19 protein-coding genes and 2 pseudogenes are annotated in these 26,401 nt (G+C 34.7%); 17 read left to right on the top strand and 4 right to left on the bottom strand.

Annotated features, from left to right (window positions below; genetic code table 11):
* The first annotated feature begins 20 nt into the window (after positions 1-20).
* The 5 genes from K7887_RS22465 (at position 21) to K7887_RS22445 (ending at position 8,647) form a co-directional block, all read left to right on the top strand.
* Positions 21-1,085, top strand: coding sequence for a DUF6094 domain-containing protein (locus K7887_RS22465; RefSeq protein WP_223494022.1), 1,065 nt, complete (start codon positions 21-23; stop codon positions 1,083-1,085).
* 150 nt (positions 1,086-1,235) lie between these two features.
* Positions 1,236-3,086: an LPD1 domain-containing protein gene (locus K7887_RS22460; protein WP_223494021.1), complete on the top strand. Its 1,851-nt coding sequence runs from the start codon at positions 1,236-1,238 to the stop codon at positions 3,084-3,086.
* Between the two features lie 63 nt (positions 3,087-3,149).
* Entirely contained in the window at positions 3,150-4,559 is a 1,410-nt protein-coding gene (locus tag K7887_RS22455) for a DNA cytosine methyltransferase (RefSeq protein ID WP_223494020.1), read from the top strand.
* Between the two features lie 23 nt (positions 4,560-4,582).
* Positions 4,583-4,771 carry a hypothetical protein gene (locus tag K7887_RS22450; protein WP_223494019.1) on the top strand — a complete coding sequence of 63 codons (189 nt, stop codon included), beginning with the start codon at positions 4,583-4,585 and terminating at the stop codon, positions 4,769-4,771.
* A gap of 192 nt (positions 4,772-4,963) precedes the next feature.
* A complete protein-coding gene (locus tag K7887_RS22445) occupies positions 4,964-8,647 on the top strand; it encodes a YobI family P-loop NTPase (RefSeq protein WP_223494018.1) in 3,684 nt (1,227 codons plus the stop codon).
* Positions 8,648-8,724: 77 nt separating this feature from the next.
* On the opposite strand, the gene K7887_RS22440 is transcribed toward K7887_RS22445, so the two are convergent.
* A complete protein-coding gene (locus K7887_RS22440) occupies positions 8,725-9,624 on the bottom strand; it encodes a helix-turn-helix domain-containing protein (RefSeq protein WP_223494017.1) in 900 nt (299 codons plus the stop codon).
* Between the two features lie 784 nt (positions 9,625-10,408).
* On the opposite strand from K7887_RS22440, the gene K7887_RS22435 reads away from it, so the two are divergent.
* The 9 genes from K7887_RS22435 (at position 10,409) to K7887_RS22395 (ending at position 20,705) form a co-directional block, all read left to right on the top strand.
* Complete coding sequence (locus K7887_RS22435) at positions 10,409-13,714, top strand: helicase-related protein (RefSeq protein ID WP_223494016.1); 3,306 nt, start codon at positions 10,409-10,411, stop codon at positions 13,712-13,714.
* 18 nt (positions 13,715-13,732) lie between these two features.
* On the top strand, positions 13,733-14,380 hold the full coding sequence (locus tag K7887_RS22430) for a hypothetical protein (RefSeq protein WP_223494015.1): 648 nt from the start codon (positions 13,733-13,735) through the stop codon (positions 14,378-14,380).
* 227 nt (positions 14,381-14,607) lie between these two features.
* Positions 14,608-15,264 (top strand): hypothetical protein, encoded by a 657-nt coding sequence (locus K7887_RS22425; RefSeq protein ID WP_223494014.1) that lies wholly within the window; start codon positions 14,608-14,610, stop codon positions 15,262-15,264.
* Positions 15,261-15,848 carry a hypothetical protein gene (locus tag K7887_RS22420; protein WP_223494013.1) on the top strand — a complete coding sequence of 196 codons (588 nt, stop codon included), beginning with the start codon at positions 15,261-15,263 and terminating at the stop codon, positions 15,846-15,848. The genes K7887_RS22425 and K7887_RS22420 overlap by 4 nt, the downstream gene beginning before the upstream one ends.
* Positions 15,849-15,870: 22 nt before the next feature.
* Positions 15,871-16,392 (top strand): hypothetical protein, encoded by a 522-nt coding sequence (locus tag K7887_RS22415; RefSeq protein WP_223494012.1) that lies wholly within the window; start codon positions 15,871-15,873, stop codon positions 16,390-16,392.
* 152 nt (positions 16,393-16,544) lie between these two features.
* Positions 16,545-17,207, top strand: coding sequence for a response regulator transcription factor (locus tag K7887_RS22410; RefSeq protein WP_223494011.1), 663 nt, complete (start codon positions 16,545-16,547; stop codon positions 17,205-17,207).
* Between the two features lie 100 nt (positions 17,208-17,307).
* Positions 17,308-17,613 (top strand): DUF2325 domain-containing protein, encoded by a 306-nt coding sequence (locus K7887_RS22405; RefSeq protein WP_223494010.1) that lies wholly within the window; start codon positions 17,308-17,310, stop codon positions 17,611-17,613.
* Positions 17,520-19,835 carry a type IA DNA topoisomerase gene (locus tag K7887_RS22400; protein WP_223494009.1) on the top strand — a complete coding sequence of 772 codons (2,316 nt, stop codon included), beginning with the start codon at positions 17,520-17,522 and terminating at the stop codon, positions 19,833-19,835. The genes K7887_RS22405 and K7887_RS22400 overlap by 94 nt, the downstream gene beginning before the upstream one ends.
* Positions 19,836-19,853: 18 nt before the next feature.
* A complete protein-coding gene (locus K7887_RS22395; protein WP_223494008.1) occupies positions 19,854-20,705 on the top strand; it encodes a hypothetical protein in 852 nt (283 codons plus the stop codon).
* Positions 20,706-21,027: 322 nt separating this feature from the next.
* Here the strand turns inward: K7887_RS22395 and K7887_RS22390 are convergent, their stop codons facing one another.
* Positions 21,028-21,915: a helix-turn-helix domain-containing protein gene (locus K7887_RS22390; RefSeq protein ID WP_223494007.1), complete on the bottom strand. Its 888-nt coding sequence runs from the start codon at positions 21,913-21,915 to the stop codon at positions 21,028-21,030.
* A 1,083-nt stretch (positions 21,916-22,998) separates the two neighbouring features.
* Here K7887_RS22390 and resA point away from each other — a divergent pair.
* The 3 genes from resA to K7887_RS23100 all read left to right on the top strand — a co-directional run bounded on the left by resA (position 22,999) and on the right by K7887_RS23100 (position 25,105).
* On the top strand, positions 22,999-23,529 hold the full coding sequence (resA, locus tag K7887_RS22385) for a thiol-disulfide oxidoreductase ResA (RefSeq protein ID WP_168865160.1): 531 nt from the start codon (positions 22,999-23,001) through the stop codon (positions 23,527-23,529).
* A 332-nt stretch (positions 23,530-23,861) separates the two neighbouring features.
* The gene (locus K7887_RS22380) at positions 23,862-24,569 is read left to right on the top strand and encodes a cytochrome c biogenesis CcdA family protein (protein ID WP_223494006.1); all 708 of its coding nucleotides are present in this window, start codon (positions 23,862-23,864) and stop codon (positions 24,567-24,569) included.
* A gap of 323 nt (positions 24,570-24,892) precedes the next feature.
* Positions 24,893-25,105, top strand: coding sequence for a cytochrome C biogenesis protein (locus K7887_RS23100; RefSeq protein WP_223494005.1), 213 nt, complete (start codon positions 24,893-24,895; stop codon positions 25,103-25,105).
* Positions 25,106-25,135: 30 nt separating this feature from the next.
* Here the strand turns inward: K7887_RS23100 and K7887_RS22370 are convergent.
* Positions 25,136-25,698: pseudogene (locus K7887_RS22370) on the bottom strand (DUF4158 domain-containing protein); the annotation flags it as partial.
* Positions 25,689-26,272: pseudogene (locus K7887_RS22365) on the bottom strand (recombinase family protein). The pseudogenes K7887_RS22370 and K7887_RS22365, both read right to left, overlap by 10 nt.
* Positions 26,273-26,401: the final 129 nt, after the last annotated feature.

Genomic DNA, 26,401 nt, shown 5'->3' with positions numbered 1-26,401 from the left:
AAAGAGAGGAGCTATTATCTATGAGTAATATTGGAAATAAAATTAGGGCAGGGTTTTTCGCTACCCCTACAAGACAAGGAAACTATTTAAAGCAATTACTTCATTTTAGTGGTGAGTGTTCTATTTTCGACCCTACATGCGGAGAAGGTGAAATTCTAAAGCAACTTGGGGAGAACAGTGAATATACAGTTAAAACATATGGAGTGGAATTGGACAAGAGGAGAGCAGCGAAAGCAGAAGAACTAATAGATTATTGTACCCAAGCACCTATTGAAAGTATGGTAATCAGCAACGACGCTTTCAGTATGGTCTATTGTAATCCACCATACGATTTTGCTATGAAAGGTTATGATGACGATGAGGCAGATCGAAAGGAATATTTAGAGCTAGTAAGAAACACTAAGTATCTTGCCCCAGAAGGCATACTAGTTTATGTAATTCCTAGTTATCGTTTCGCTGATAAGAAAATTAGCCGCTTTCTTTCTACCCATTTTGATAAAGCTGGTATCTTAAGGTTTACAGATGAAGATTATGAAGACTTTAAGCAATGTTTATTTATCGGGATAAAGAAAAAAGAGAAGTTTAAAGAATACAATCAAAAAGTGAACTCGTTTCTTCAAAACATGGAGTCTGAAGAATTTGTTTTAAAATCTGTCACCCCATTAGATGTAGCGATAGGTAAACGTACCTGGACGATTCCGAGCGGTCCTACTGAAATTCGTACCTTTTATTCAAAAATAGAAAATAAGGTGAACTTCGTAGAAGCAATAAAAAATAATAAGGGTTTTCAAGCATTCAAAGAAAGAACAAAGCCTAAGAAACTTGAAATTGGAGGAAATCCGATCATTAACATTGCTCAGGGGCAAATGGCTCTTTTATTAGCTTCTGGAGCAGTTAATGGGCTTATTGGTACAGGCGATAAACTACACGCTGTACAAGGTCTTGAAATCGTTAAAAAGGTAAAGACTGAAGATACACAATATCATGAGAGTGGAAGTACAACTAAAATGACCAAAATCCGAACAGTCCGGGAAGTATCAGTAAAAGCGATAACACCTAGTGGGCTCATCAAAAAGTTCGTTTGATTTTGACAAAAAATGTTGGTAACCAGCGACATTAAAGTTGGATACCGAACAATAAAGTTAGATACCAACGACATAAATGTTGGTTACTGATAGAGAGATAAGCATATGCTTGTCTCTCTTTTAAATATTAAACTTAAGGAGAGATTATATATGAATCAACTTAGCTTTTTTGAAATTAACCAGGAGAAAGTATTAGAAAATCGTACTGATGCCCAGACGAAAAATAAAGTTTCTTATGACGTAGGAGAAACAATTCAAGGATCCAGAAAGCAACAAGCTGCATTAAGAAAATTGTTTTCAGAGAAGAAGAGTAAGGAACTATTAATGGAGATAGAGAACGAGTCCGCTGTACTTGCTGCAGAACTCATAACCAAGCAAGAACTTTTTTCACAGTTTTCTTTACTAGAGGAAAAAGAAAAAGGGACTGAGCCAGAGGTAGCACGCTTAAAGCAACTAATCATCAATAGAGTTGAGACAGCTCCTAAAGATAGTACAGATTGTAGAATGATGTACCTAAATGCATCAGAAGAGCTGTTGACACGTTTTAATTCCCTCATCCTGTGGGCTGATGTACAGAAGTTTATAAGCGAAATGGGCACTCTTCTGAACTATGAACATTATAGTCTGGATGAAGTTGAAGAGAAAATTAATAGTCTTACTAAAACCATATCTAGTATGGAGGAGACAGGAAATACAAAAGTGCGTACTTATTTTACTTTAAGTCGTCGTTTGAAAAGGTATAAGTCAGTAAAAGACCACCTCATAAATGTTGGTGAAATAAAGATTTCTATTCTCGGAGATAAATTTAAAAATCTCTTTACAAAGCAAACTAGTTTGAATAGCACCATTAAATCCGCTCAAAAGGTGAATAAATGGTCAGATTTGTTAGATAGAAAAGCAACTGGTTTACAGAAAACAGGAAAAAAAGCAAACAAGCCTGTTTGGGAGAGATCATTACCAGAGCGGCCTGATCGAACTAATGGAAGGATAAGTACTATAAAAATGCCTGAGGATCTTGCAGAATACTTTGGGTTTCCAGCCATACAATTTGGTCATTATGTTGAAGATAAAAGTGCATCTGAACACATCTTCCGATGCTCTGAAGCACTGATGGACTTAGCTGATGTTTTAGAGGTCAATGATACATCATTGTCTTTAAAAAATAGATTGAAGTTATCATTTGGAGCACGTGGGCGAGGTAAAGCACTTGGACATTACGAGAGAGGCCAGAAGGTTATTAACTTCACAAAAAATAAAGGTACACTAGGTGTGTTAGCTCATGAGTTTGGGCATAGCCTTGATAACTTCTTGTATGACTTTTCTCATAACTTTAAAAATGGGAAATCTCACTATTTATCAGAGCTAGAAGGTTATGGTGATAATTTACCAGAGTCTGTAATTGAGGCGATGACAGAGTTAATGACAGCTATTAAAGTTGGAAACTCTACTGCTTATTTCATTAATGAAAATAAACCAGGAGTCAAGCCTAGGGAAACCTTATCCGTAGGAAGATTCTACAGACAAGCGGAAAATTTAGCACATGCTATAGAACTTTTAAAGGCAGAGCAAGATAACGACCTCAAAGAGGAGATAGAAATGCTAGAATACTATCAAACTTCTTCTATACAAAAAGAAGTAGAAAAGTTAGAGAATAAGTACTTTAAAGAGTTTAAAAAGCTTGCTCAAGCCCTAGCTTGGTTAGACCAACAAGTACATGGTAAAAGGCCGGATAGAATCCCTTATCCATCAAACACTTCAAAATTCTATCAAAATGCTTTGGCATTAGATGGAGGGAAGGTAAAGTACTGGGCTGCGGATTGTGAACTTTTTGCTAGAGCGTTTGAATCGTATATCGAAGCCTTCCTAAAGAAACAGAACAGACAATCAGATTATTTAGTGGTAGGCACTACTGACTCTATTGCATACCCATCTGGTGAGGAAAAGATAAAAATCCACGAGAAGGTTGAGAATCTTGTAAAAGAAATTGCAAAATTACTTTAATTAATATTAAAGAGAGAAAACTTCTTATCTAGGGAGGTTTTCTCTTTTTTTGGGAGGAAGACTATGAAGATTCTATTAAATAAAATTTATTCTGTAAGAGAAAAAGCTAAAAAGCCGGGGATATGGTTACAATCACTTGTTTGCGAAACAGCCAATTTAAATTATTCCGATCAGCTATTTGTGAGTATAAATGAGCAAGACAAGGAAATTACATTACGTAATTATTCATGTGAAGATTATGACCATTCTATTAAAGTCAGTGGGAGAGAGAATAGGAAGACAGGTATTAAAAGGCCGATAGTAGATACCGCGGGAGAGAAATATGCAAATATTCTAGATGTAAAGCAAAAGGTAGAAGTCCGAGTTTACCGTGAAGGAGAAAGAAGTGAGATTATCATTCGTCCTCTACACTATAACCTAACCGAAACCGTCACATTAACGGCAAATCCAGACCAAAGGTTTAAAGTTCTTAGTGTGTGTGCTGGTGTGGGTATAGGCACAGAGGCATTAATTTCAACGGGCCTATATTCTTCTGTACAAGAAATTGAAATGGAGTTAGATGCTGCAGAAGTATTAAAATTCAATCATCCATACTCATACTTGGTAAATGCTGATATGAGAGATGTTAATGAAGTAGTAGAAGCAGATCTTGCGTTTTTGACGCTTCCATGCTCATCCCACAGTAAATTAGGTGACCTTTCTTCTGATGTAATGAACAATTTAGCAATAGCAGCTGCAAAGATAATAAAGAGTAGCAGAGCAAAAGTTCTCTTCTTTGAAAATGTACCACAATATTTTAAAAGTGACACCTGGAGACTACTCAAAGACTTGATAGTAAATGAATATCCTTACTTTAGTGAACGACAAATCGAAGCATACGACTTTGGTAGTATAGCGCTCCGCAATAGAGTATATTGTGTAGCATTTCGTGATGAAGAATTGTTTGAGGATTTCCAATTTCCACAAGCACCTAAAGTAAAAAGGAAAAAATTAAAGGATTTTTTGGATTCTAAACATGTTACCCATGACTGGAAATCTGTTGATGAATGGATGGATAAATTTAAAAGCAGAGCTTCTTCTTGGAAGGACAGAAGTCTAGAACGCACTTTTGTAACTCGAGAAGCTAAAAAGCTAAACTCAATTCCCAAAAGGTATCGCGCTCAATGCGCATCGTCTAGTTATGTCCTTAGTGAAGATAAAAAGAGCTGGAGATTCCTAACTAATAACGAAATTCGACGCATACTAGCTGTTCCAGAATCTCTGGTATTCCCTAGTTATACACCTATGACAAGAATTGCGGAATTCCTAGGACAATCTGTTGATTGTAGAGTGATCCAAGCTATTGGAAGCACTATAGGGAAAACTCTATATAAATATGCGACTAAGAGTCGGAACGTTATTAAAGAGCTTAAAAAAGAAGTTGTCCAACCTTTAAACGAATCGACAACTGGACAGCTTGAGTTAGTCATTTAGTAATTCTAAAGAGGTGGTAGAAAATGAAAATTAAATTTGATGTAGTTGCAATGGAAAAATTAGCTGACGAGGATAAGTTCATAAAATTTATGTTTACTGATTTAAAGAAGAGAAACCCTGAAATAGATAGGGAACAGATTTGGAAAATTATATTTGACACTAATGTAATAGAAGATCATTTATACATGGATGTATATTCTAAATTCCTTTAAGAAAATACTAAAAAAGAGCGAGAGTCTGAAAATAGACTTTCGTTTTTTTATTAAAAAAGAATTTAAAAATGTAAAAAAATCACACTAATTTACTACTAATGTTATTATTAATTTAGTAAAAAATGAAAGATTCTGTAAGCAAAGCGTCGGTATCAGGCGCACCTCATAAATTACAGTATAGTAGGTGTATTAATGAAGAAATGGATTATCCAAGCGTTAACGAAACTAACCACCGGCCTTACCAAGCTTCAAACTAAACTTGCTTCTGATGAAAACAAGCCCAAGAGCTTATTCGAGGACTTAACGCCAAGCACTGACATTGATAAAAATGGTAAATATGCTGAGGCAATAAGCTGGGGATTGGAGAATGACAAGGTGCATAACATTGCTTTGACTGGGCCGTACGGTTCAGGAAAGAGTAGCGTACTTAAGACATATGAAGAAAAGTATAGAGACAAGTACCACTTTTTAAATATATCTTTAGCAACCTTTCGACCAAAAGAAGGGCAAACCGGCGAGAAAGAACTGGAAAAAAGCATTCTTCAACAGATGATATATCGCGTCAGAAATCGTACCATTCCATTTTCGCGCTTCAAACGAATTAAACATGTGAAAAATAGCAGTATTATCCTTTATCTAACATTATTACTAGTATCCGTGATAGCAAGTATTTATTTATTTCAACCAACATACCTAATGGATATATATAATGGCACACTACTTCAACAAAACTTTAGTAGTAGAGAACCTTTAAAAATCTTATGGGCCTTCTTACTGATTGCAGTTACCTTGTTGTTTCCGTTTTTCTTTCTTAAAGAAATTTACAACATAATTCGCGGCAATCTAAATTTCAATAAAGTGTCAATAGCAAACGCGACAATTGAAAAGAGTAATGTAGAAGCCGAGTCCATTTTTGATAAGTACCTCGATGAAATTCTTTATTTCTTTGAAGCTACTAAGTATGATGTTGTTATTTTCGAGGATTTAGATCGCTTTAATAACTTAAATATATTTGAAAGTTTACGAGAGTTGAATGGGCTCATCAATAGCTCCGAGCAAATCAAACGTAGGATTGTGTTTATATATGCCGTAAAGGATGAAATCTTCGGTGTTGCTGATAAGAGTAGCAACACCGTTAAAGACACAATTGATTTCAGCAAAAATCGTACGAAATTTTTTGACTTTATTATCCCAGTTATCCCGATCATAAACTCTTCAAACTCTATAGATAAATTAACGGAGAAAATTGACAGGTTACCGTACACTGACAAAATAGACAGGAAATTCTTAAATGATGTGACGATTTACATAGATGATATGCGGATTCTAAAAAATATTTTTAACGAATTTATTATTTACAGAAACAAGCTAGGGGGGATAGACCTTGATTTGAATAGGCTCTTAGCTATGGTTATCTATAAAAATATTTATCCGTTTGACTTCTCTCAATTGCAATATAATAAAGGACTTGTCTACGACGTTTTGCAAAGTAAATCCGCGATTGTTCGCACTCGAACACAAACTCTAGAAAAGGAAATTGAAGAGCTAGAGGCAAAGATAAAAGGGACCGAGCAGGAAACACTGACTTCATTAAAAGAATTGCAAGTGATTTATATCGATGCACTAGGGATTTTTAAAAAGGTTAATTACAATCAATATCATATAACCATGGGGTCTGAAGCTTATTATGGTAATGAAAACATTAACACACAAAGTTTTTTCGATAATTTGAAACAAGCAGTTAGAATTAATTATAACTTGCCAAACGGTAGTAAATCACAAGCCAAATCAGACCAAATCGCGACAGTCTTTGGCACTAAGAAAAACTACTTTGAGAGAGAGGAATATATAACATTACGTGAAGAAAACAGAATAGAACTCCTCAAGGAACAAATAGCCAGGCTAAAACTGCAAAAAGCAGAAGCTAGCTCCAAATCCTTGAAAGAGTTAATTGAAGAAAGTGACCCACAAGACGTTTTCTCAGAGGATATTTATGATAAAAAGCTGTTAATTTACCTGCTGCGCCATGGATACATTGATGAGATGTATAACCACTATCTCACTTACTTCCATCCAGGTAGCTTAACCGAAGCAGATATGAAATTCATCCTAAGTGTTAAAAATCATGAACCGTTAGAAGCAAATCATTCTCTGTACAATATCGATAAAATAATCGAACGTTTGAATGGAAATGAATTTAAGCAAGTGGAAATCCTCAATTATTACTTACTTGACCATCTGATGCAAAATAGCCATTGTGAACCTTACCAAAATTATTACGAGGACATCATTACCCAACTAGCCAACGAAACGAAGGAATCTATCCATTTTATTGCCGGGTTCAGGCAAACTGCTACACATAAGCAAAGATTCATCCATTCCACTTGTAGAAGATGGAGCAATATATGGAATTTTATAGAAAAAGAATCGAATTTTCCAGCGGAAGAAAAAGATAGTTATGTGTCTGATATCCTCGCTTTTGCCGAAGTTAGCGATATTATAAAGATTAATAAAAGACAGAATTTATCAAACTTTATCGCGCATCATAATGATTTCCTAACGATAGCACCATCAGATAAAAACAAAGGAATGCAAATATTACTAGAACTAGATGTTAAATTTTCGGATCTAAATAAACTAACGAGCGATCAGGAACTTTTTGATTTTATTGTTGAAAATGAATTATATGAAATTAATCCAAGTACACTAGCAACCATCCTTGGGGTAACTACTGAACAATTATCTTATTCTGCCATTCAGCAATCCGAGCGGCAAGATATCTTCAATTTTATTGATGAAAATATCGAAACTTATGTGCAGCAAGTGCTATTAAAAGTGGCGATCAAGGAAGAAACGGAGCAGGGAATTATTGATTTAATAAATCATAAAGAAATTCCATTGTATTTAAAGGAATCTATAATTGCCGAGCAACCGGTAGTAGTTACAGATATCACAAAAGTAATACATACAATTTGGCCAGTGCTTATTAGTTCCAAAAAAATCAAGGTAACCTGGTCAAATGTGGTTGCATATTTCCAAGAGGGAAAAAGTATTGATGCGGATTTGGTTAACTACCTCAATAACCCAGAGGTTGCAGGAGAGCTATCTAAGCATTATATAGGGGATGCTATTGAGTTTGATGTAGATACTCTGGAAAAAGTGTCTGAAGCAATAATTGAAAATCAGCAACTCACTGAAACGTCCTTTGATGTATTATCAAGAAGTATCGTCAATTTCAGCTCTTTTCCAGTTGAATCCCTTTCCTTACCTAAGAAAAGAGTGAAAAAAATGATTGTTCAGGGTGTGCTGATGTTGAGCATTGAGAATTTTCATTCTTTGATTGCCAGTTACAAAGACCTTGTTGGCTTATACTTAGAGGAAAATATTAAACAGTTTATAGAAAATATGAATGACTATCCGTTGGAGCATGAGATTATGGTGCAACTATTTCATTCAATACGCGTCCCGAAAAAGTATAAAATCCATTTGATTGAGGCACTGGACGTGGCTGCCTTATCAGAAGAAGATACGGCATTTTCTGAGGAATTAGCTGACTTTATCCTAGAAAATCGTTTGGAAGTATCAGTGGAAGTAATAAATTGGTTAATGGCCGTTGATATGAGTGTAGGTTGGAAGCTTAAGTTAATCAGTAAACAGATTGAAGAATTTGATTTTGCAACTATTACAGAATTGTTAACAAAATTGGGTGAACCTTATGCAGAGATAGCTGAAAATGGTAAACGGCCGCAGATTAAGAATAATAAATTGCACCTAGATTTAGTACAGACACTTAAGGATAAACACTATATTTCTTCGTATAGTGTAAATGAGAATAAAATTAGAATTAATAATAGGAAAAATCTAGAGAATTCGTAAAGGATAAAGTATGAACTACTATAACAAATAAACCGGGCAACTTGTTGACCCGGTTTGTTTGTCGTTTTTGATATATTTTAATTTATATAATCCATTTTTTGATAGTAATCTTTCTCAAGATGATCTATGAATTCAATATGCCAACATTTATTTAAAACCTTGCAATAAAAACGGGCTTTTTCTATATAATCAATTATCTTCTCCTTGTTAAAATCCAGATTAATCATACTTCTAGCTGCTTGTAAGTATAAATTACCTAACATAGACATGTCTTCAAGATTAATAGATAAATCAATCCCATTCTGCGCAATTTCTACAGAGTTTGTATATTCCTCTTTATAAAAATGGAGTTTGGCCAAGTTGAAATATACTTTAAGTTTAAATCTTTGGTACGCTTCAAGGGGGATATTTTCCTTTAAGATATCTTCATAAATCTTTTGAGCTGCATCATCTTCTTTATTTTCCGACAATACATTTGCTATAACATTTTTTATCTTTAATGCTTGGAATTGAGTAGTATTTAACTCTCTACTTTTAACTAATGTACTTAGTTTCTCCACACATTCTTTCCATGTAATATCCCCATTAAGTTGAGAAGCTCTATAATGATGCCAGTCTATAAATTGATTAAAGTTCCCGCCTAAATTTCTACTTTCCCTTAACTTTCGTTCGAATGTTGTGATTTCTAGAATTTCTATATAATTCTGTGCTTTTAATAACCGCTCTATGTTTTTTATGGTTTCACTTGTATAAATTTGATTTTGACTCGTTGTATGTTGAAAGAAATAATCCATTGTCACGTTAAGACGGTTAGATAAATGGTATAGGATATCTACACTAGGAAAAGCTCTACCTATTTCAATACTACTAATAGTTGTCTGTGAACAAATTCCTTCTGCTAACTCACTTTGTGAGATTGAACGCATCTTCCTTAAACGTTTTATTTCTATTCCGATCTCTTTACTACTAATCCCCATTTGTGCACCTCCAAAATACGACAAATGTGTTATTTTAGGTATATATACTCAAAATTAAAAGCAATACAAGCATTTTACATAAAAAATAGCATGACATCAGCATTACATCAAATTATATTATGTATTATAATAATACTAGAGCTTGGCATTAATTGGGAGGGTAATTATGAAAAAATTGGTATCTATATTTTCACTTTGTGTAGTTTTACTACTAGTTAGCCAGGGTATTCATTCTGTGGCTGAAGCATCTAACAAATCACCTAATAGTGAAATGGGTTCTTACTCAAGGACTCAACCAGATATCCCTTCTGTGGACTAAAATCTTAATCTAGTTTTTCCCTTTCTATCTTTAATTCCATATCCCAAAAAAGAATGAGATAGAAAGTGAAATAATGCCTACCGGTCCATCCAGGTAGGCTATTTTTATGTTTCACGGTAATATAAGTCCTTGTCGAAGATAAGAACTATGGGTATAATATACTTATATTTAAGTAATATGCTTTTTTTCGCGACACAATAGTGTTAGCAGTTTATCAAGTAAACTTTTAAACAGTAGCCTTTGGGCAATTAGAAAAGACACATTCTTAATGTGCTTATACTAGTTGTCCAAGGGCTTTTTTGCGTTCAAAAGGATGTTTACAAAGAGAAGTTTTATTCTATTCTCTTTTTTATATAGATAATACTACTTATGAAAGTGGGTGAGATTAGGTAGAGTGTGAAGCGTTACAGCTTAAAACAAACTGAAAGAGAGGTGAAGTCTAGCGTTCTAGCTAGGCTATTTTTTATGAAAATAATTAATTACAACCAAATTGTGGAGACCACAGACCAACCGAAGCAGCTTGAGGTGTACTTGGACCAATCATGGCAAAATGCTTTCTGTTATGCGCTTGCTTGTGAAGCCCCCGAACACCAGTGGCAACAACCTAAAATCCTTATGACCATTGTTGCTGGAAACGATTCTACTTTACAGAGTATGAAAGGTGCAATGGATATAGGGAGTAACGGGTTGTATTTTGGCCATGGAAACAAAACTTTAACTTCCTATGAGTTTGAAAGGGAGTTCCGAATATCGGCTGAAAAAGGCGCCTATGAAAAATTTCCGATTACGATTAACCAGAACCGTAAAGCATTAGCAATTGTCCATGAAAAGGTATTGGCCAATGAAGAGTATGTGCTGTCCTTTGAAGGCGAGCCTGCAGAAGATATTGCTAACTTGCTAGGAGGAAGTAAATACGGCTTGCATATTTTGGAGGAATGGAAAAAGGATGTTTATAACGAGCTTTTAAGATGTAAGCATCTTGAACAGGTTCCACTTTATTATGATACGAACCTTTTCCCAGACGGTTTATCTCTACTAAAGATAAATCTTACAGAAGAAGCGGCTGATGATTTAATATCAAGAATGATTAAGAGTAAGGTATTATCATTTCCTGTTGAAGGATCTGGAGAAGCAGTAAGTAATATAGATGATTTAACCAATTATATGGTTGACTACTCAGATGATATGGTCGAAAAGTTGTCTCAAGAAGTTACGCCTACACATGATCCGCTCCAGGATAGTAGTTTAGAACATTTTAAAAGCTATCCAAGGGAATTGTTCCCGGTTCAGGCCCATGTTGCGACAGCAGTATCTAAACGACTGAATGAACAAAAAGCTGTTATTATCCAGGGTGAAATGTCCACGGGAAAAAGCGCGATGATGACAAGTATTGCTGATGGATATAATCGTATGAAAGGGAAGGTTGGTTATTTTGCCTGCTTGATGGTTCCGCCATCTTTGACTGTTAAATGGCCAGATGAAATTAGGGAGATTGTTCCTCATGCAGAGGTCCATGTAATAGAGAGAACAGAACAACTCATTCGCTTTCATAATCAATGGACTGCAAATGGTAGACCTAAACCTATTAAGCCTACTTTCTTTGTTATTAGTTTTACGACGATGAGAGGAGATAGTAGGTTAATGCCTGCTGTGACTTTTCAAGAAAAGAAGACACTAATACAAAAAACGAATGATAGGAATCCGTATCGTTATGGTTACTATTGTCCAAGCTGCGGTCAAGCACACCAAGTAATAGAGTCTACGAATGTTGTTGTTACGGAAGATGGCCAAGAAGTGGATGAACACACAAAACGCACTATGATGGAGGATGAGTTTAGTTCTTCTAGAAGATTGAAAAATAGCGCAAAGCCACAAAATGCTTTTTGTAGTGAGTGCGGTGAGAATCTTTGGAGCAAAAGAGTGCCAACACGTTATCGAAGCTTCAGCGAATGGAAAGAACATGAAAAAAAATTAGTTCAAGCTATTGAGCAAAACAATAACAAATTAGTAGAGCACATCCAACACACCCAAAAGGAGCCTGACAAAGTTGTGGGGATGCCTAGAAAACTCGCAACCATTGAATATATCAGAAGAAGAATGAAAAATTTCTTTGATATATCTTTGTGTGACGAAGTTCATGAATTAAAGGCCGGTATGACAGCCCAAGGTGTGAGCCTCGGTTCCCTTGCTGCTGTTTCCAAGAAGGTGATTGCTGGTACAGGAACTCTATTTGGAGGACGCGCTGAGGATATTTATTATTTGCTATGGAGATTGTTCCCTCAAGATATGGTGGCGAGCGGCTATCAATATAGCGAAGTAAGAAGATTTAATGAGGAATTTGGAAATATAGAAGAAACTATATATGAGAGAAAAGAATCTTCGGAATTTAGTAACACGAATTCTAGAGGTGGTGTAAGACGAACAGAAAAAATACTTCCTGGTATTTCACCTTTCATTTATGGAAAGTTTATGGTCCACAATGTTATTAATGTGAGGCTGAAAGATGTATGGCCTGATCCAGTAGAACTTGTAGACACTCCTACAATTTTTGTAGACATGGATGAGGAAACAAAAGAACACTACCAAGAGATGATAAATACTTTTGAGCACCAAATTGACCAAAGAGATGATGGATTTAAGCTTTACTTACCTATGACTGATTATGGTATTGCATATCCAGATAATCCATTCACTTTTCCAGATTGCACGATGAAGCAAGAGGAAGGGGACAGGGCGTTAATTTGGAAAGCTAAGCATTTATCAACGGATAAATTGCTTAATAAAGAGAAGAAGTTGCAAGAGATAATCGAATCCGAGATGTCTGAGGGTAGAAAGAGCATTGTTTATGTGCGAGATACAGGTTCATCTAATCCTGGGCGAGATTTGAGACCTCGACTAAAAGAGGTTTTAGAAAAGGTTGGAGCAAAGGTGTGTGTTCTAGATACTGGAACAGTTAAAGGTAACCAGCGTTCTACTTGGCTTAAAAAGAAAATGGAAGATGAAAACTTCGATGTTTGTATCGTCTCACAAGAGCTAGTAAAGGTAGGCTTAGATCTTCTGTGTACCCCTACGCTAATCTATTATCAGTTCAGCTGGTCACTCTTTACGATTAACCAGAGTGCTAGAAGAGCATGGAGAATAGGTCAAGATCAAGAATGCCGTCTATATTACATCCAATATAAAGAGACCTTCCAGGAGAGCATGGCCACTCTTATTGCTCAAAAAAATAGAGCAACAGCTGCTATAAACGGGGAAGTATCTAGTGACGGACTCTCAGCAATGTTAGGTGATGAGGGAGATCTACAATCCATGTTAATTGAATCTGTTAAGAAAGGTAACAAGGTTCTTAAGGGTTCAACGGAAGACTGGGTAAGTCAACACTCTGACCGAGCTAGAGAAATCTTATCTGGAATTGGCAAGAAAAAGAAGCAAAAGCCACTATCTATCCGAGACCAACTACTCAAATGGGTTAGCCATCAAGTTGATACTGAAGCAACTAGGAACGTCATTAATCGTAATGGCACTACTATTGCTGAAAATATAAAGAGAGGTCTTATCTTAGGATTTTCGGTAAAAAACCAAGTCCTAGAAGTGGATATGACTACTGCATTCGGTATGGACTTTGTAGATGATGTAGCACTGCTAGACCATCTAACAGCGCCACAACGTCAACATGACAAAAGTATAGTGTCAAAAATTGTCGAATCCGAATCAGTTAGTAAGCGAAAAAAAGGACCAGTGGATGGGCAATTAGCATTCGACCTATTTTAAAAGGAGAGAGGATAACAAGTGAGTATGTTAATTATTGCTACACAGATTCTAATAATATTATTTGCTGAGCTTTACTTAATGGAAAAATTTCTATATAGCCACTATAAACAAAAACATTTAGATTGTCCTTATTACTTTCCACAAGAAAACTTTGTTTTTGAGGAAGTATTTACTGAATTAGAACAACCAACTGCAGCTTTAGATTCTTCAATGGTATTGGCACACTCAGACATTGAAGGAACCGAAGCGGAAAGTCTATTCCAAGAGTTGGTTTCAGAAATGAGCGTTACAAGTGACGATGATGGATTGTCCCTTGCAGATTGGGTTTATGAGGAAAAAGAAGAGGTAATACCAACCGTACTTGGCTCAACTAAAATATCTGATAATAAAGAGGGGCTTCAGAACTGGATGGTTAGTGTCGTCGGTATAGAAAGAGAATACGTACATGTGTCAGATGGCACTCGCATATGGCTAGATCTTAATGACTTTGCAAGAAAAGTACAACATGGTGACATTCTATCTTTACAAGTGAACAGAATGAAAGACCGTGTTGAAGTTGTTGAAGTACTAGATATTCAAAGGCTTCAGCATCAGGAATATTGTATTCCCGACGAAGCAGAATATTACTGGTATGACGATGAGATTGAAATAGCAGAAGCAATTTAATCAAAATAAGACGCGACTATAAGGCTAGATGTTCACAGTCCTAGTCGCCTCTTTTCCAAAATGCATCTAGAATGGATGGTGCATTTTGGGAAGGAGTAATATTTTTACGCCCTCTGGTACTTTTGTACTAAAGTTTTAGTTATGTAGGAATATTTGTCGAAAATTGGTGGACATAAATGCCTAAAGAAAATAAAATTTAGAATAGGGATATGGAAAGGGGTAAAACCATGTTTTTACAAGTGAATAGTATAATAGACTATATTGATAACCTGAAAGAAGAGTCATTGGCGGTAGAAGTAATAGAACTAAAGTATAATGAACGCGAGAAACAGGTAACTATTGAAAGTTATGGCAGCCCGGATATAGTACCTACAGAAGATTATTATGAAAATGTACTAGATTATTTAGAATATACTTACCTTAGTTGGTTAAGTCCATTCATTCAAAAAGTTCGAAAAGGTGTTACTGTAACAATTCAAGTCAAACAAGATGGCACTTTTAAAGACAATGATATTCAAGTAAAACTCAACCTGGAGTTTGGCGAAAGGGTACATGATGTTCTAGCAGCTGTTTATCGTTCGTACCAAAGCCTGTCTCAATTTCATAAGTATATTGAATTTGTGGAGTTCAAAGGTTCTAGAAAGAAGTTAAGAAATATTATCTTTGGTATAAACATTAACGCTAAAGAGTTTGGAATAACTCTACAAAAAGGCAAACCGAATGCTAAGGTTGCAGAAAATTGGTCTGCCATTACAGATATAGCAGATGAAAAGAGTATGAAACAACACTCACTTTATGCTAAAGTACCTGTTGTTAATGGAAAGATGGTCTGGGAAGTAAGAAAAGAAAAAGTAAAGAATGTCTATAAGGCAGCTGCCAAATGAGGAAGATAGTCTTTAGTTTCATGGCTTTATGTGGCTTTCAGACATTATTTATGCAACATAATATATATGCTGTAAGTAATATATTGCCTAATCCAAGGGATCCAAACGCTCCCATAACACCAACTGATTCATCTGGTTTCTTTCATAATATGATGACTTCACTTGATAGTTCGCTCCCTACGGTGTATGAAGTAGGAATGAATATAATTACAATAATATTTATTGTTGCAGTAATTGGCTATGCTATGTCATTATTATTTAAGAATGGTCAGTGGATGAAATGGTCGGCTGGAATAATGCTTTCATCATTAGTAGTAATTCTCTTATTAAGAGGAGGGCCTATATTATTCTATTCCACTACAGTAATGGGCGTACCCACTCTTATAAAAGATATTATGAGTTTTTTGACCGCTACAGGGGTATTTATAGCAGTCGGTATGCTCTTAACAAGCCTATTGTTCAGATTCAACCATAAACTAATAAGACATCCAGATTATCATAGGTGGAGTAGGCGTCTTCTGGTAGGTTCGATTTTAGTTGCAACTCTCTCCACGATTATACCAGTCGTATTTATGTCCACATAAATTGGATTTTAGGAGGTGCCGTGTGTTAAAACTAGTAGTTAATAATCCAAAGAAAAAAATACAGACATGCCAAACAGACTGCATGATGTACGATGGTTTAACCGATCAGTGCGGATATTGGAAAAACATTGAGGTAGCAAAACCTTCGGTTTTCTTATCCTGTGAAAAGAAGGTTTTGTCTAAAAGTACTAATGAATCATTGGACTACTCCTGGTCTAAACATATGCAACACGCCTCCTATTCTAATGTAATAAATGATGAAGGATATCCATTTCAACCGGTAAGAAAAGTAGATAGGTCAGATGCTTTTTGGTATGTTTCTCCTGATCAAACTTTTGGATGTTGGGTAATTGATAAATCTACAAAAAAAATCATAGCTTTAAATAAAACTATAGAATCAACAAGACAATATTCTTCTCCTGTACCATTACATGATCACGGTGCAGCGGGACCTATTGCTTCTGTTATGTGTTGGTATGTAAATCAAGATGGAATTGGTAAATATGCGATGCTTAAAGATTCAAAATTGATAAATTTAGGTTAATTTATATTGTTTTATGCCAAGTAGAAGCTCTATAATATATATAGAGCTTTTTAAATTGACCATAATTATATAACAAGGGAGATCCCTCTATATTAGACGCCTTTTTAGGTATGTCTGTATAGAGGGATTTTTCTGTTAGGAAGGAGTAGGTTTTGAAAATAAGTCTAGTGATGGAAAGGTATCAAGGAGAGGGTTTAAAAACTCTTTTGCAAATACATTTCCCTGAATGTAATGAGATAAATGTATTCAGTATTTCAACTTGGAAAAACAATATAGAGTGGATATCTAATTCAAGTATATTAATTGTTGAACCACCTAGTATAGATGTGGCAAAGGAAATGAAAGTAATAGAAAGCTTAGCAAAGATTTCACATAACCTATTACTGTTGTCGGATAAGAATGAAGAAGTATATATCCTAGATTGCTTCTTTCTTGGAGTGAAAGGGATTCTACTAAAAAATAATCAATTAACAACATTGTTAGATGCTATATCATTTGTTATGAAAGGAGAAGTATATGTAGACCAGAGGGTTAATCGTCACATATTATCCAAATTGTTTGAACGAGAGAAACATCAAGTAAAAAACACACAATCTTTAAGACCAACGGATTTACTTACTCATAAAGAGTGGGAGATATTAGAAGCTATGGCTTTAGATTTAACAAATAAAGAAATTGCAAAAGCATTATTTGTTTCAGAGCCTACTGTTCATAATTATTCCACAAGCATCCAGAAGAAATTAAATGTAAACAGTCGTGTTGGTGCTGTCGTAAAGAGTATAAGTGAAGGTTGGATAAGTACCGAGGTAACATAATTAATATCAGAAAAATACAAAAACAATTTACAAAGTTGATGCTCCTGTTGTATTATTTAAAGTAATACAAAATGTATTATTTAAAAAGGAGAGATTAACGATGAAAAAGAAAATTGCTATTTTTGGTGGGAGTCAAGAAAGTACTTATAAACAAGTGGGGAAGAAAATGGGTTGCGAGGTGTTATTTCACTCTGGTAAAACCCGTAATGGAGGAAATAAGAAAGAATTTCGTAGCATTATCAAGAAAGCAGACGTTGTAGTCGTATTGTTAGGAGCTTGTGGTCATGTATCCATGGATATCGTGAAGGAGCTTTGCAAGAAGAGTGGGAAACCAATAGAATATGTAAATGGTTTCGGAGCAAGTGGCGCAATTCAGAAAGGTCTTGGAATCATAAGCGCTGCATAAGAAAGGAATGTATTATTATAAGCAATCAACAGAAATGCCCACTAATTATCTTTGAAAAGCCTGCCCAGGCCCGTAAAGTGTGTTCCGCCTTCCCTATGAAGGATTGTAAAACGCATATAGAGGTATCTCCCAACAAGTATTTGCCTTCTGGTGCTATAGCGGTATGGTGTTTAGGTCATGTATTACAACTTGTAGACGCCGATAAATATTCAGCTAGTTATCGCAACTGGCAACTTGATCATTTGCCGATTATTCCGGATCAATTCAAGTTTCAGGTTGATAAACAAAAGAGCAGCATATTCAGCAATATAAAAAAGTGGATCAACAATCCCAAAATTAATTTCATCATTCATGGTGGAGATATCGAGCGAGAAGGCCAGCTGATAGTCACTGAAATACTCATGTATGTTAACAATAAAAAACCCGTTAAACGTCTTTGGTGTTCTTCTCTGACAAAACCTGCAGTTTTAAAGGCTTTTCAAGAATTAAAGGATGACAAGTATCATCATAATCTTTTTATAGAAGCACAAACCAGACAAAAAAGTGATTGGATTATCGGCATAAATTTAAGTAGATGTGTAAGTATTCTAATGAAAGAAAAACTTGTTGGGGACTCTCTATACAGTATAGGAAGAGTACAAACAAGTTTATTATCAATCATTTATAAACGTGAAAATGAAAATTCGAACTTTAAAAGCACTCCATTCTGGAACATTAAAGGCTCTTTTTCTGCCGGTGAAAAAGCATACCAGGGTAAGTGGTGTATTGATAGTATGGAAAATATTATGGATAAAGAAAAAGCGGAGTCATTGAAAATTTATTGTACTTCTAAGGAAGCACGTGTACACAAGGTAGAAATTAATCAACAAGAAGTACCTCCTCCTCAGTTCTACAATCTTACTGCACTTCAAGAAGAGGCAAATACATTATATAAATATGCTCCTGATAAGGTTCTTGATCTTGCTCAAGACTTATATATAAAAGGTGCGATTAGTTATCCAAGAGCTCAACCAAGGGTAGTATCAGAAAATGAAGCCTTAGAATTCCCCGATATTCTTGCCGCTCTCGGTCAGATAACTTCGTTTTCAACATATTTTCCAACACCAATACCTGACATTAGTAGTAATAAACGTTTCGTGGATGGGAAGAATGTCGACGATCACTATGCAATTATTCCTACAATAGAGACACCAGATATAATGTCATTAACTTCAGATGAACAGCGTATTTATCAAATGATAGCCTTACGTTTTATTGCTGCTCACCATCCCCCTGCTATATACAATCGTACATCTATTGTTACTTTAATTGATGAACAATTCACTTTCGTTACAAAAGGTAAACAATTAGTGGAGCCTGGTTGGAGATCAGTATTAAAGCTAAGTAATCCGGCTGTAAATAACAAAGAAACAGATGAATTCATTCCTACTTTAGCAGTAGGGGACGTAGTTAAGATTGATAGTTTAGAAACAATTGAGGGAAAAACGATGGCACCCCCAAGATATACTCAGGGGCAAATAGTAAAAGTTATGGAACAAGCAGGAAGAACTGTAGAAAAAGATGCCCGAGGAGATTACTCTACAAAAGAACTAAGTCTAGGGACCGTTGCTACCAGAGCATCCATAATAAAGCAAATTATTGCAAAATCCTATATCGATATAAACGATAACCAAATCTATTTAACCCCTAAAGGTAGACAGTTAATAGAAGTACTAGGAGAAGGTTGTTGGATATCATCACCTATCACTACAGGGAATATGGAAAGATACCTTGAAGAAATCGGTACAGGAAAAAGGAAACACGAACCTTTTATTAACCGTGTGAATGAGCTGGTAACTCAGCTAATTCAGGAATTGCAAGATAAGGCACCATCATGGGAAATTGAAAAAAGCCTTTTATCAACCTCCGAGTCCAAAATTAATAATAATGAACAAGTTGGAAACTGCAAATCATGTGGAGAGCCTGTAGTTGACAAAGGCAATTTTTATGGTTGCTCTAGCTTTCGTGTAACTGGGTGTGATTTTAGTATTCCAAAGACTTTTCTTACTAAAGAGCTGACCTCTAAGATAGTTTCTAAGATTCTAGAGACAGGAAATAGTGGATTATTAACTGGGTTTAAGAAGAAAAATAAAACGGATGAATATTACGATGCTTTTATTGTATGGGATGAAAATAAAAAGAGACTTTCATTAACCTTCCCACCAAACAAAGTAAGTTTATAGAATGGAGGTATAAAGATAATGCAATCAGCCGTACTATCTAACGGTAAAATAGTCACCGCGGATGAATTTAATTCTGAGATTCATGGAAATAGTCTATACTGTTACGATAAATCCTGCAAAGCACCAGTCATATTTGTGAAGGGCAGCGATCATATGGCTCCACATTTTAAAACCACAGGTAAATCAGAAGAGAATAAGCACCATATTAATTGTGGATTTTATAGGCCACTTTCATTCCTTGAGTCAATCAATAAGGTAAAAGAATATCAGGAAGGAATGCTAAAAGGTGGAATAAAGCAGAATATCGTAAAAATAAATTTCAATAAACTAGATCCAGATTATGAACCTAAGACAGTCGAGCGGGAAGAAAAGGAGAAAAAACCTATTGACCCTACAGAGATAAAGATTAAACAGGAGAACGAATCCACTAAAAGTATTGGCTCTTTAAAAGCAATCGTTAATCTCTTAACATCCTACGATCCAGGTATTTTATCTAGTATAGTTGTACAGGTAAAAGGAACAAAGATTCCGATTTCCAAACTTATTTTACATTCCGACAAGGCATATCCGCTCCATTGGAGTAACGAATTATTAGAAACACCTTATTTTGTTTATGGAAAAGTCGAGAGAGTAATACGTCGGGAAAAAGTCTATTTTATAGCTTTTGAGTCTTACAATAATTCTAAGTTTTCCTTAGTGGTTTTTGATAAATACTTCAAACATTTTTCATTACGGGATGAGCAGCTTGTAGGCAAAGAGGTTATCTCCTATGGTTACTTAAAAAAGAATGCCTATAACCAGGATATAAAAAGAAGTGAATTGAGTATCAAATCTGATAAGTTCATACAAATATTAAATAGTAAAGGGTGATAAAATGGGACAGATAGAATGGCAAAAGAAGATAATTAAAGAGGAGTATATTGAACCTTTTTCCTCAGTAAAAGAGAGAAAGGAGCAAGATTTCTATAAAAGCTTACGAAACCGTAAGCAAAAAAGTTTTCCCAATTCTTTAACTAACCCTCTATATCGGAAAAAATTATAGATGGCAGTAAATTTAATCAATTAGACGAATACTTACTCCAGTATGCTAGTCAACCAGTCATATACAAAGACTAATAGCAGTATGATAAAAGAAGCTACCAAAGTGAAGGGGCTTCTTTTTTACTGAATTTGCAGTGAGAGGAATTGTTTCCTACTCTTTCATTTTATCTGTAACCAATTTGATTTTGTCTTCTAAGATATTGTCATAGTTAGTATTTCGATTGAGACGAAAGATTGTTCTTGCCTCATTATAGTACTGTGAAGCTGCAGGCCACTCCTCCATTAATTCGTAATTATAGCCTATTTGATAATGGAATTCCCCAAAAACCATTAGCGATTGCTCCGAAATGCAATAATCTATCCCTTCTTTACAGAGCTTGATGGATTCGTGGTACTGGGTTACCCGGGTATAAGCCCTTGCAAGGGTATAGCAATACCGTAAATAGATACGTGGGCTTTTAACTAATGGTTTTTTCCTTATTTCCTCTCTTATTAGGTTGTACAAACGTATGGCTTTATCAATTTCATTCACTTGATTATGTGTAGATCCTAGACTAAGAGCAATTTCAATTTGTTGGTCACTCCATATCTTATCTACAGGAGTTAGATGAAAAGCCTGCTCATAGGTATCTACAGCATCCTCATAATCTCTGAAATATTCAAATTCTACTATACCTTTATGCCATAAAAGAAACTGTAAGTTAATCTTATTTTCTTTAAATAAAGGATTTGTTATTTCTCTATTAATTATTTTCAATATCTCTTGATACTTAAATGATAGCTTAAGAGAATTAATTTGTTTTTTTATTTTTTTTACATAATCTAGGTTAGGGGTAGTTCCAATATCAAAGAAATAGTTAGGATCAACTCCTAGCTTTTTGGATATATAGAAAAGGGTATTGGCGAAAGGATATCCAACTCCTCTTTCAATCTTGCTTATTTGAGCTTGAGTACAAATACCATCTGCTAACTCTTCTTGAGAGTATCCGACTTTAATTCGAAGTTCTTTAATTTTATTTCCTATTAATATAGGATCCATAATATCATCCCCTTGTAAACAATATTATAAAGGAAAATGTCGAAATTTGTAATATTAGAATTCCTAACGTTATTTTAAGACAAATGAATTAAAAACAATAATATTTGATGATAATCATAGATAATGGGCTAATAACATGCTTAAAGCTAAACATACATTATTATATACAGGGGATGAATTAGAAAAATCAACACCGAGTTCTAGTAGTAGTAGTGGTAATAAATCTGTATCATAAGGAATTCCCTATTCTTTGAGTTATAGCTACGATATTAGTTCTAACCTGTTTATAGTTTAGCTGGGACATAACTATAATGTTCAATAAGCCTTAATAGAAAAAATCCGAACTAATTGTGGAATTGAAATAAAGTCGTACCGTTTATAAAAAAGATGTACCGTTTTGAATAAAGTTATATCGTTTATAAAAAAGTTGTACCGTTTTACCCCTTTAGATTATCTAAAGGGGTGTTTTTATAGTGAAAAGGAAAAGAACATATGAATTGAAAGATTGATTAAGGAACTGTTGAGTGATAATTAGTTGTTCCGTTAAAGGGCCAGATTGTGGTATAAAGTAGAAAAGCAACTTGAATATCAATCTAAAGAATGAAATACGAGCTAATTGTAAATTGGAAAAAATATAGATGTAGAGGATTTTTAGATAATGGTCAGTGTAAATCTTAACCGCATCCCATTAACTAACGTATAAAATACAAAGTCAGAGCCTAATAAAAATATTTAATCAACTACAATAATTGATTCTGAACTGGTGGTATAAGTCAATTTCAATAAACACTTTTTTATAATTAATCTAAAAAATAAAAGCTGGGTTTCTAGTTTAATGGAAAAATCAGCTATATACTTTTAATTTGATTTACACAGAAAATCATTAGCAATTTATCGATCATTTCAGTAAAGAGTTATTTATTCTTCTCCCCGTTTATGCTCATTCCTTTATAAAGGTGGGCAATATCCTCTACTAGGAAGATTCACTTTCATAAAACCTTCACACTTTTATCTCAGATTGGCATACAGTGAATGCTATAATTGCCTCAATACTAAAATATCAACCATAGGAGAGAGATGTAATTGAATAAAAAGCAAAGACTGATTATGCGTTCGGTTATCTTAGCCGTAATGGTGATTGCAGTAGGATATACGATGTACATAAATTTTGTTCAATCTGGTGAAATAGTAGAGGTTGGAGATAAAGCACCGAATTTTGTTCTAACAGACTTAGAGGGCAACCAAGTAATGCTTTCTGACTATGAAGGGCAAGGGGTGTTTTTAAACTTCTGGGGAACTTGGTGTAAGCCTTGTGAGCGTGAGATGCCTTACATGGAGAAACAGTATCAAGTATACAAAGAGCAAGGTGTAGAAATCCTTGCAGTAAATATACAGGAAACAGATCTGGCAGTTGAAAAATTTCGAGATCGCCATGGAATGACATTTCCTATTCCCATGGATAGAAATGATCAAGTAAGACAGGCTTATGGAGTTCTTCCATTACCTACCACAATATTACTTGACCAAAATGGCATTGTAGTAAAAAAGCATTCAGGAGAATTAACAGAGGCAAGAGTGAAAGAATTCATGGAAATGATTAAGCCAAACCCTTAAGAAGTTCAATAACTGTTTGAGACTAAATTTGTTTATCGCCATTATTAAGATATCCCACGGTTGAAATAGTTTCGGAATAAGAACGGGATATCGCTACTATTTTTATAAAAATTTGTATGTTAAGCGATTTATAAACAAAAGTCGATTTCCTTTTAAGTTTAGGAACGACTTTTTTATTTGTAAAATTAAAAAAGTTAGCTTAATTAATCTAAAGCCTAAACAAGTTCTAAAAATACGTTATCCTTACTTTCTTCTAAATACTGTTAGATTGTCTTAGAAATTATGATAGTAGATACTTGAACTTTATAAACAACTTCAGGAGGTCTTTTTTAATGGAGCATCTAAACTTATTTCTAGCATTTGGTGCAGGTTTCTTATCATTTATTTCACCATGTGCGCTTCCTTTATATCCTGCTTTTCTTTCCTATATTACTGGAGTGTCTGTAAATGATTTAAAAAATGAAAAAGGTATTCTACGTGGGAAAGCTTTTGTTCATACCATTTTATTTTTAGTAGGATTTTCAATTATCTTTTTAGCTTTAGGGCTCTCCACGTCATTTATTGGTACTTTTTTTATAGGTAATCAAAATTTATTACGGCAACTTGGCGCTATCGTCATGGTGTTCTTTGGTTTAGTCCTTACAGGGCTTCTAAATTTCAACTTCCTACTTTCTGATAAAAAAGTTAAATTTCAAAAGAGACCTACAGGTTATTTAGGTACAGTTTTGATTGGCATTGGTTTTGCTGCTGGTTGGACGCCTTGTTCAGGTCCAATCCTTGCTGGTGTCATCGCCTTAGGTGTAACAGATCCAGGGAAAGGATTTATTTACATGTTTTTTTATGTATTAGGATTTTCCATTCCTTTTCTTTTAATGACCTTATTTATTAATAAAATGACTTTTATTAAAAAGCATAGTGCATTATTTATGAAAGTGGGAGGTTCAATAATGATTTTGATGGGAGTCTTATTGTACTTTAATTTAATGACCAAAATTATTGCTGTATTAGTTAGTTGGTTTGGAGGGTTCACTGGATTTTAAATGTTGATCAATAAGTTTACCAAGTAATATGTCATAAATTTATCAAGTATATACAATGTTTTATGAATTATTTTAACTATGATTAGAGAAGTAGGAGGATAATTCATATGTATGAGATATTTAATAAATTCAGTAATTTTTTTCTGCAGCATTTCTTTAATATGGCGATGCCTTTTGAAGGATTCCAATACTATTTGCATTGATATTAGGTGTGGTAGGTTCTCTGGTACCTTGTCAAATCACAGGGAATTTAGGCGCGCTTATGTTGTATGGTAATAAATCTTTACAAAAAAATAGCATGGGGGGATGTTTAGCTTTTTACTATGGGGAAAGTTTTAGCTTTTTCCATAGTGGGGATAATAATATGGGTTTTCGGTAAAGAAATCGAAGCTACCTTAACCAATTTCTTTCCTTGGATTCGAATTTTTATCGGTCCGGCAATCATACTCATTGGATTATTTCCTTTAGGCGTTATTAAATGGAAATGGTCCATCCCTGTACTATTAAAAAAGGGGAAAATCGGGAACTTTCCTTAAGGGGTAGTACCAGCGAAGCTGTCACTACCCCTTAAAGAGTGAATTATATATTTTCTCCTTTGCCCGTCGCCTTGTATCCCATACTAATCAATACTAATCTTTCAATCATTGTCATAGCAGGCAGAATGATTTTTCGCTTTCGCATTTCTTCTAAAGTCATCCTTATTAGGAACAGGGCATTTGAATTTTCAATTGCATGGGGGAGTAATGCCTGTGAAATAATCCGATATGACTTGCTGAAAAATTAGAAAAACCATAATACTTTCGTATTTCCTCCATATGTTCATGTTTTGTTTGCTCTCGTTCAGAATATCGCTTAAATTCACTTGCATCTACTTGTAACTGATTAGCAACATAGTATATCACCTTATCAGGAACATTCTTGATATCTGAGAGAGACCAACCAGGGTAACGAAAAAGACAAATTTGAATATCGAATCCCAATCGATTATGATCTCTTCTTCTACGTCTTATTACCTCAATATCATCTTGAGTAAGGGTATAGTAATACGCTAATTCCCATAAAGTAGACGGGATTATCAAAAAATCCTTCTTTGATCAAGTGTAAGTAGTTCTCTCGCTCTTAGATACACAGGAAAAGCCCCCTAATCCAACCAGAAGGTTTAATTTTTTTCCAAAGCTCGCGATACAACACTGATTTACTAACACCCGTAATATCCGTAATTCCTTTGATGCTAAATTGTTTAGATGAATGTAGTTTTAAAGCACGTTCCACCAACTTGGAGTCTTTGGAAGGTCTCCCCCCATTTCGGCCTCTCATTCTTGCAGATTGTAATCCTGATTTTGTACGCTCACTGATAATATCTCGTTCAAGTTCAGCATTACTCGCCATTGTTCGGAAGAAAAAACGTCCCATAGCTGTTGAAGTATCAATATTATCCTGTATGGAAAATGACCTTTTTTTCTTCAAAGGTTTCAACCAATTCAATTAGATGTTTTGTAGACCTTGAGATACAATCCAACTTATAAACGACCACAGAATCAACTTTACTTATAGCCTTTAGAAGTCGTTATAATTCTGTTTCTTGTTCCAGTTATTTTCTCTTTGTAAATAACAGCTGCTCCTGCTTTTTCTAAAGCATCAATTTGAAGATCTAAAATTTGATTTTGAGTAGAAACACGAGCATATCCAAAGATTTTCCCCATTTTAATTCACTCCTTCAAAATAATTATTCCCTAATTCGGATTCGGAGTCAATTTAGGGAAAGATGTTAAAGGGAAGCTTTTAGGGAATGAAAAACATAAAAACTACTGAATTATGGAGGAGTAAAAATT

Origin of the sequence: Sutcliffiella horikoshii (assembly GCF_019931755.1) — a bacterium.
GTDB classification, from domain to species: domain Bacteria; phylum Bacillota; class Bacilli; order Bacillales; family Bacillaceae_I; genus Sutcliffiella_A; species Sutcliffiella_A horikoshii_E.
This window is presented reverse-complemented; position numbering and strand designations above follow the sequence as displayed.

What these genes read in the sequence shown, in the direction of transcription:
- K7887_RS22440 (WP_223494017.1), bottom strand. Translation starts at nt 9,624, where the DNA reads ATGGGGATTAGTAGTAAAGAGATCGGAATAGAAATAAAACGTTTAAGG.
- K7887_RS22455 (WP_223494020.1), top strand. Translation starts at nt 3,150, where the DNA reads ATGAAGATTCTATTAAATAAAATTTATTCTGTAAGAGAAAAAGCTAAA.
- K7887_RS22420 (WP_223494013.1), top strand. Translation starts at nt 15,261, where the DNA reads ATGAGGAAGATAGTCTTTAGTTTCATGGCTTTATGTGGCTTTCAGACA.
- K7887_RS22460 (WP_223494021.1), top strand. Translation starts at nt 1,236, where the DNA reads ATGAATCAACTTAGCTTTTTTGAAATTAACCAGGAGAAAGTATTAGAA.
- K7887_RS22380 (WP_223494006.1), top strand. Translation starts at nt 23,862, where the DNA reads ATGGAGCATCTAAACTTATTTCTAGCATTTGGTGCAGGTTTCTTATCA.
- K7887_RS22405 (WP_223494010.1), top strand. Translation starts at nt 17,308, where the DNA reads ATGAAAAAGAAAATTGCTATTTTTGGTGGGAGTCAAGAAAGTACTTAT.
- K7887_RS22435 (WP_223494016.1), top strand. Translation starts at nt 10,409, where the DNA reads ATGAAAATAATTAATTACAACCAAATTGTGGAGACCACAGACCAACCG.
- K7887_RS22465 (WP_223494022.1), top strand. Translation starts at nt 21, where the DNA reads ATGAGTAATATTGGAAATAAAATTAGGGCAGGGTTTTTCGCTACCCCT.
- K7887_RS22450 (WP_223494019.1), top strand. Translation starts at nt 4,583, where the DNA reads ATGAAAATTAAATTTGATGTAGTTGCAATGGAAAAATTAGCTGACGAG.
- K7887_RS22445 (WP_223494018.1), top strand. Translation starts at nt 4,964, where the DNA reads ATGAAGAAATGGATTATCCAAGCGTTAACGAAACTAACCACCGGCCTT.
- K7887_RS22425 (WP_223494014.1), top strand. Translation starts at nt 14,608, where the DNA reads ATGTTTTTACAAGTGAATAGTATAATAGACTATATTGATAACCTGAAA.
- K7887_RS22390 (WP_223494007.1), bottom strand. Translation starts at nt 21,915, where the DNA reads ATGGATCCTATATTAATAGGAAATAAAATTAAAGAACTTCGAATTAAA.
- K7887_RS22395 (WP_223494008.1), top strand. Translation starts at nt 19,854, where the DNA reads ATGCAATCAGCCGTACTATCTAACGGTAAAATAGTCACCGCGGATGAA.
- K7887_RS23100 (WP_223494005.1), top strand. Translation starts at nt 24,893, where the DNA reads ATGGGGAAAGTTTTAGCTTTTTCCATAGTGGGGATAATAATATGGGTT.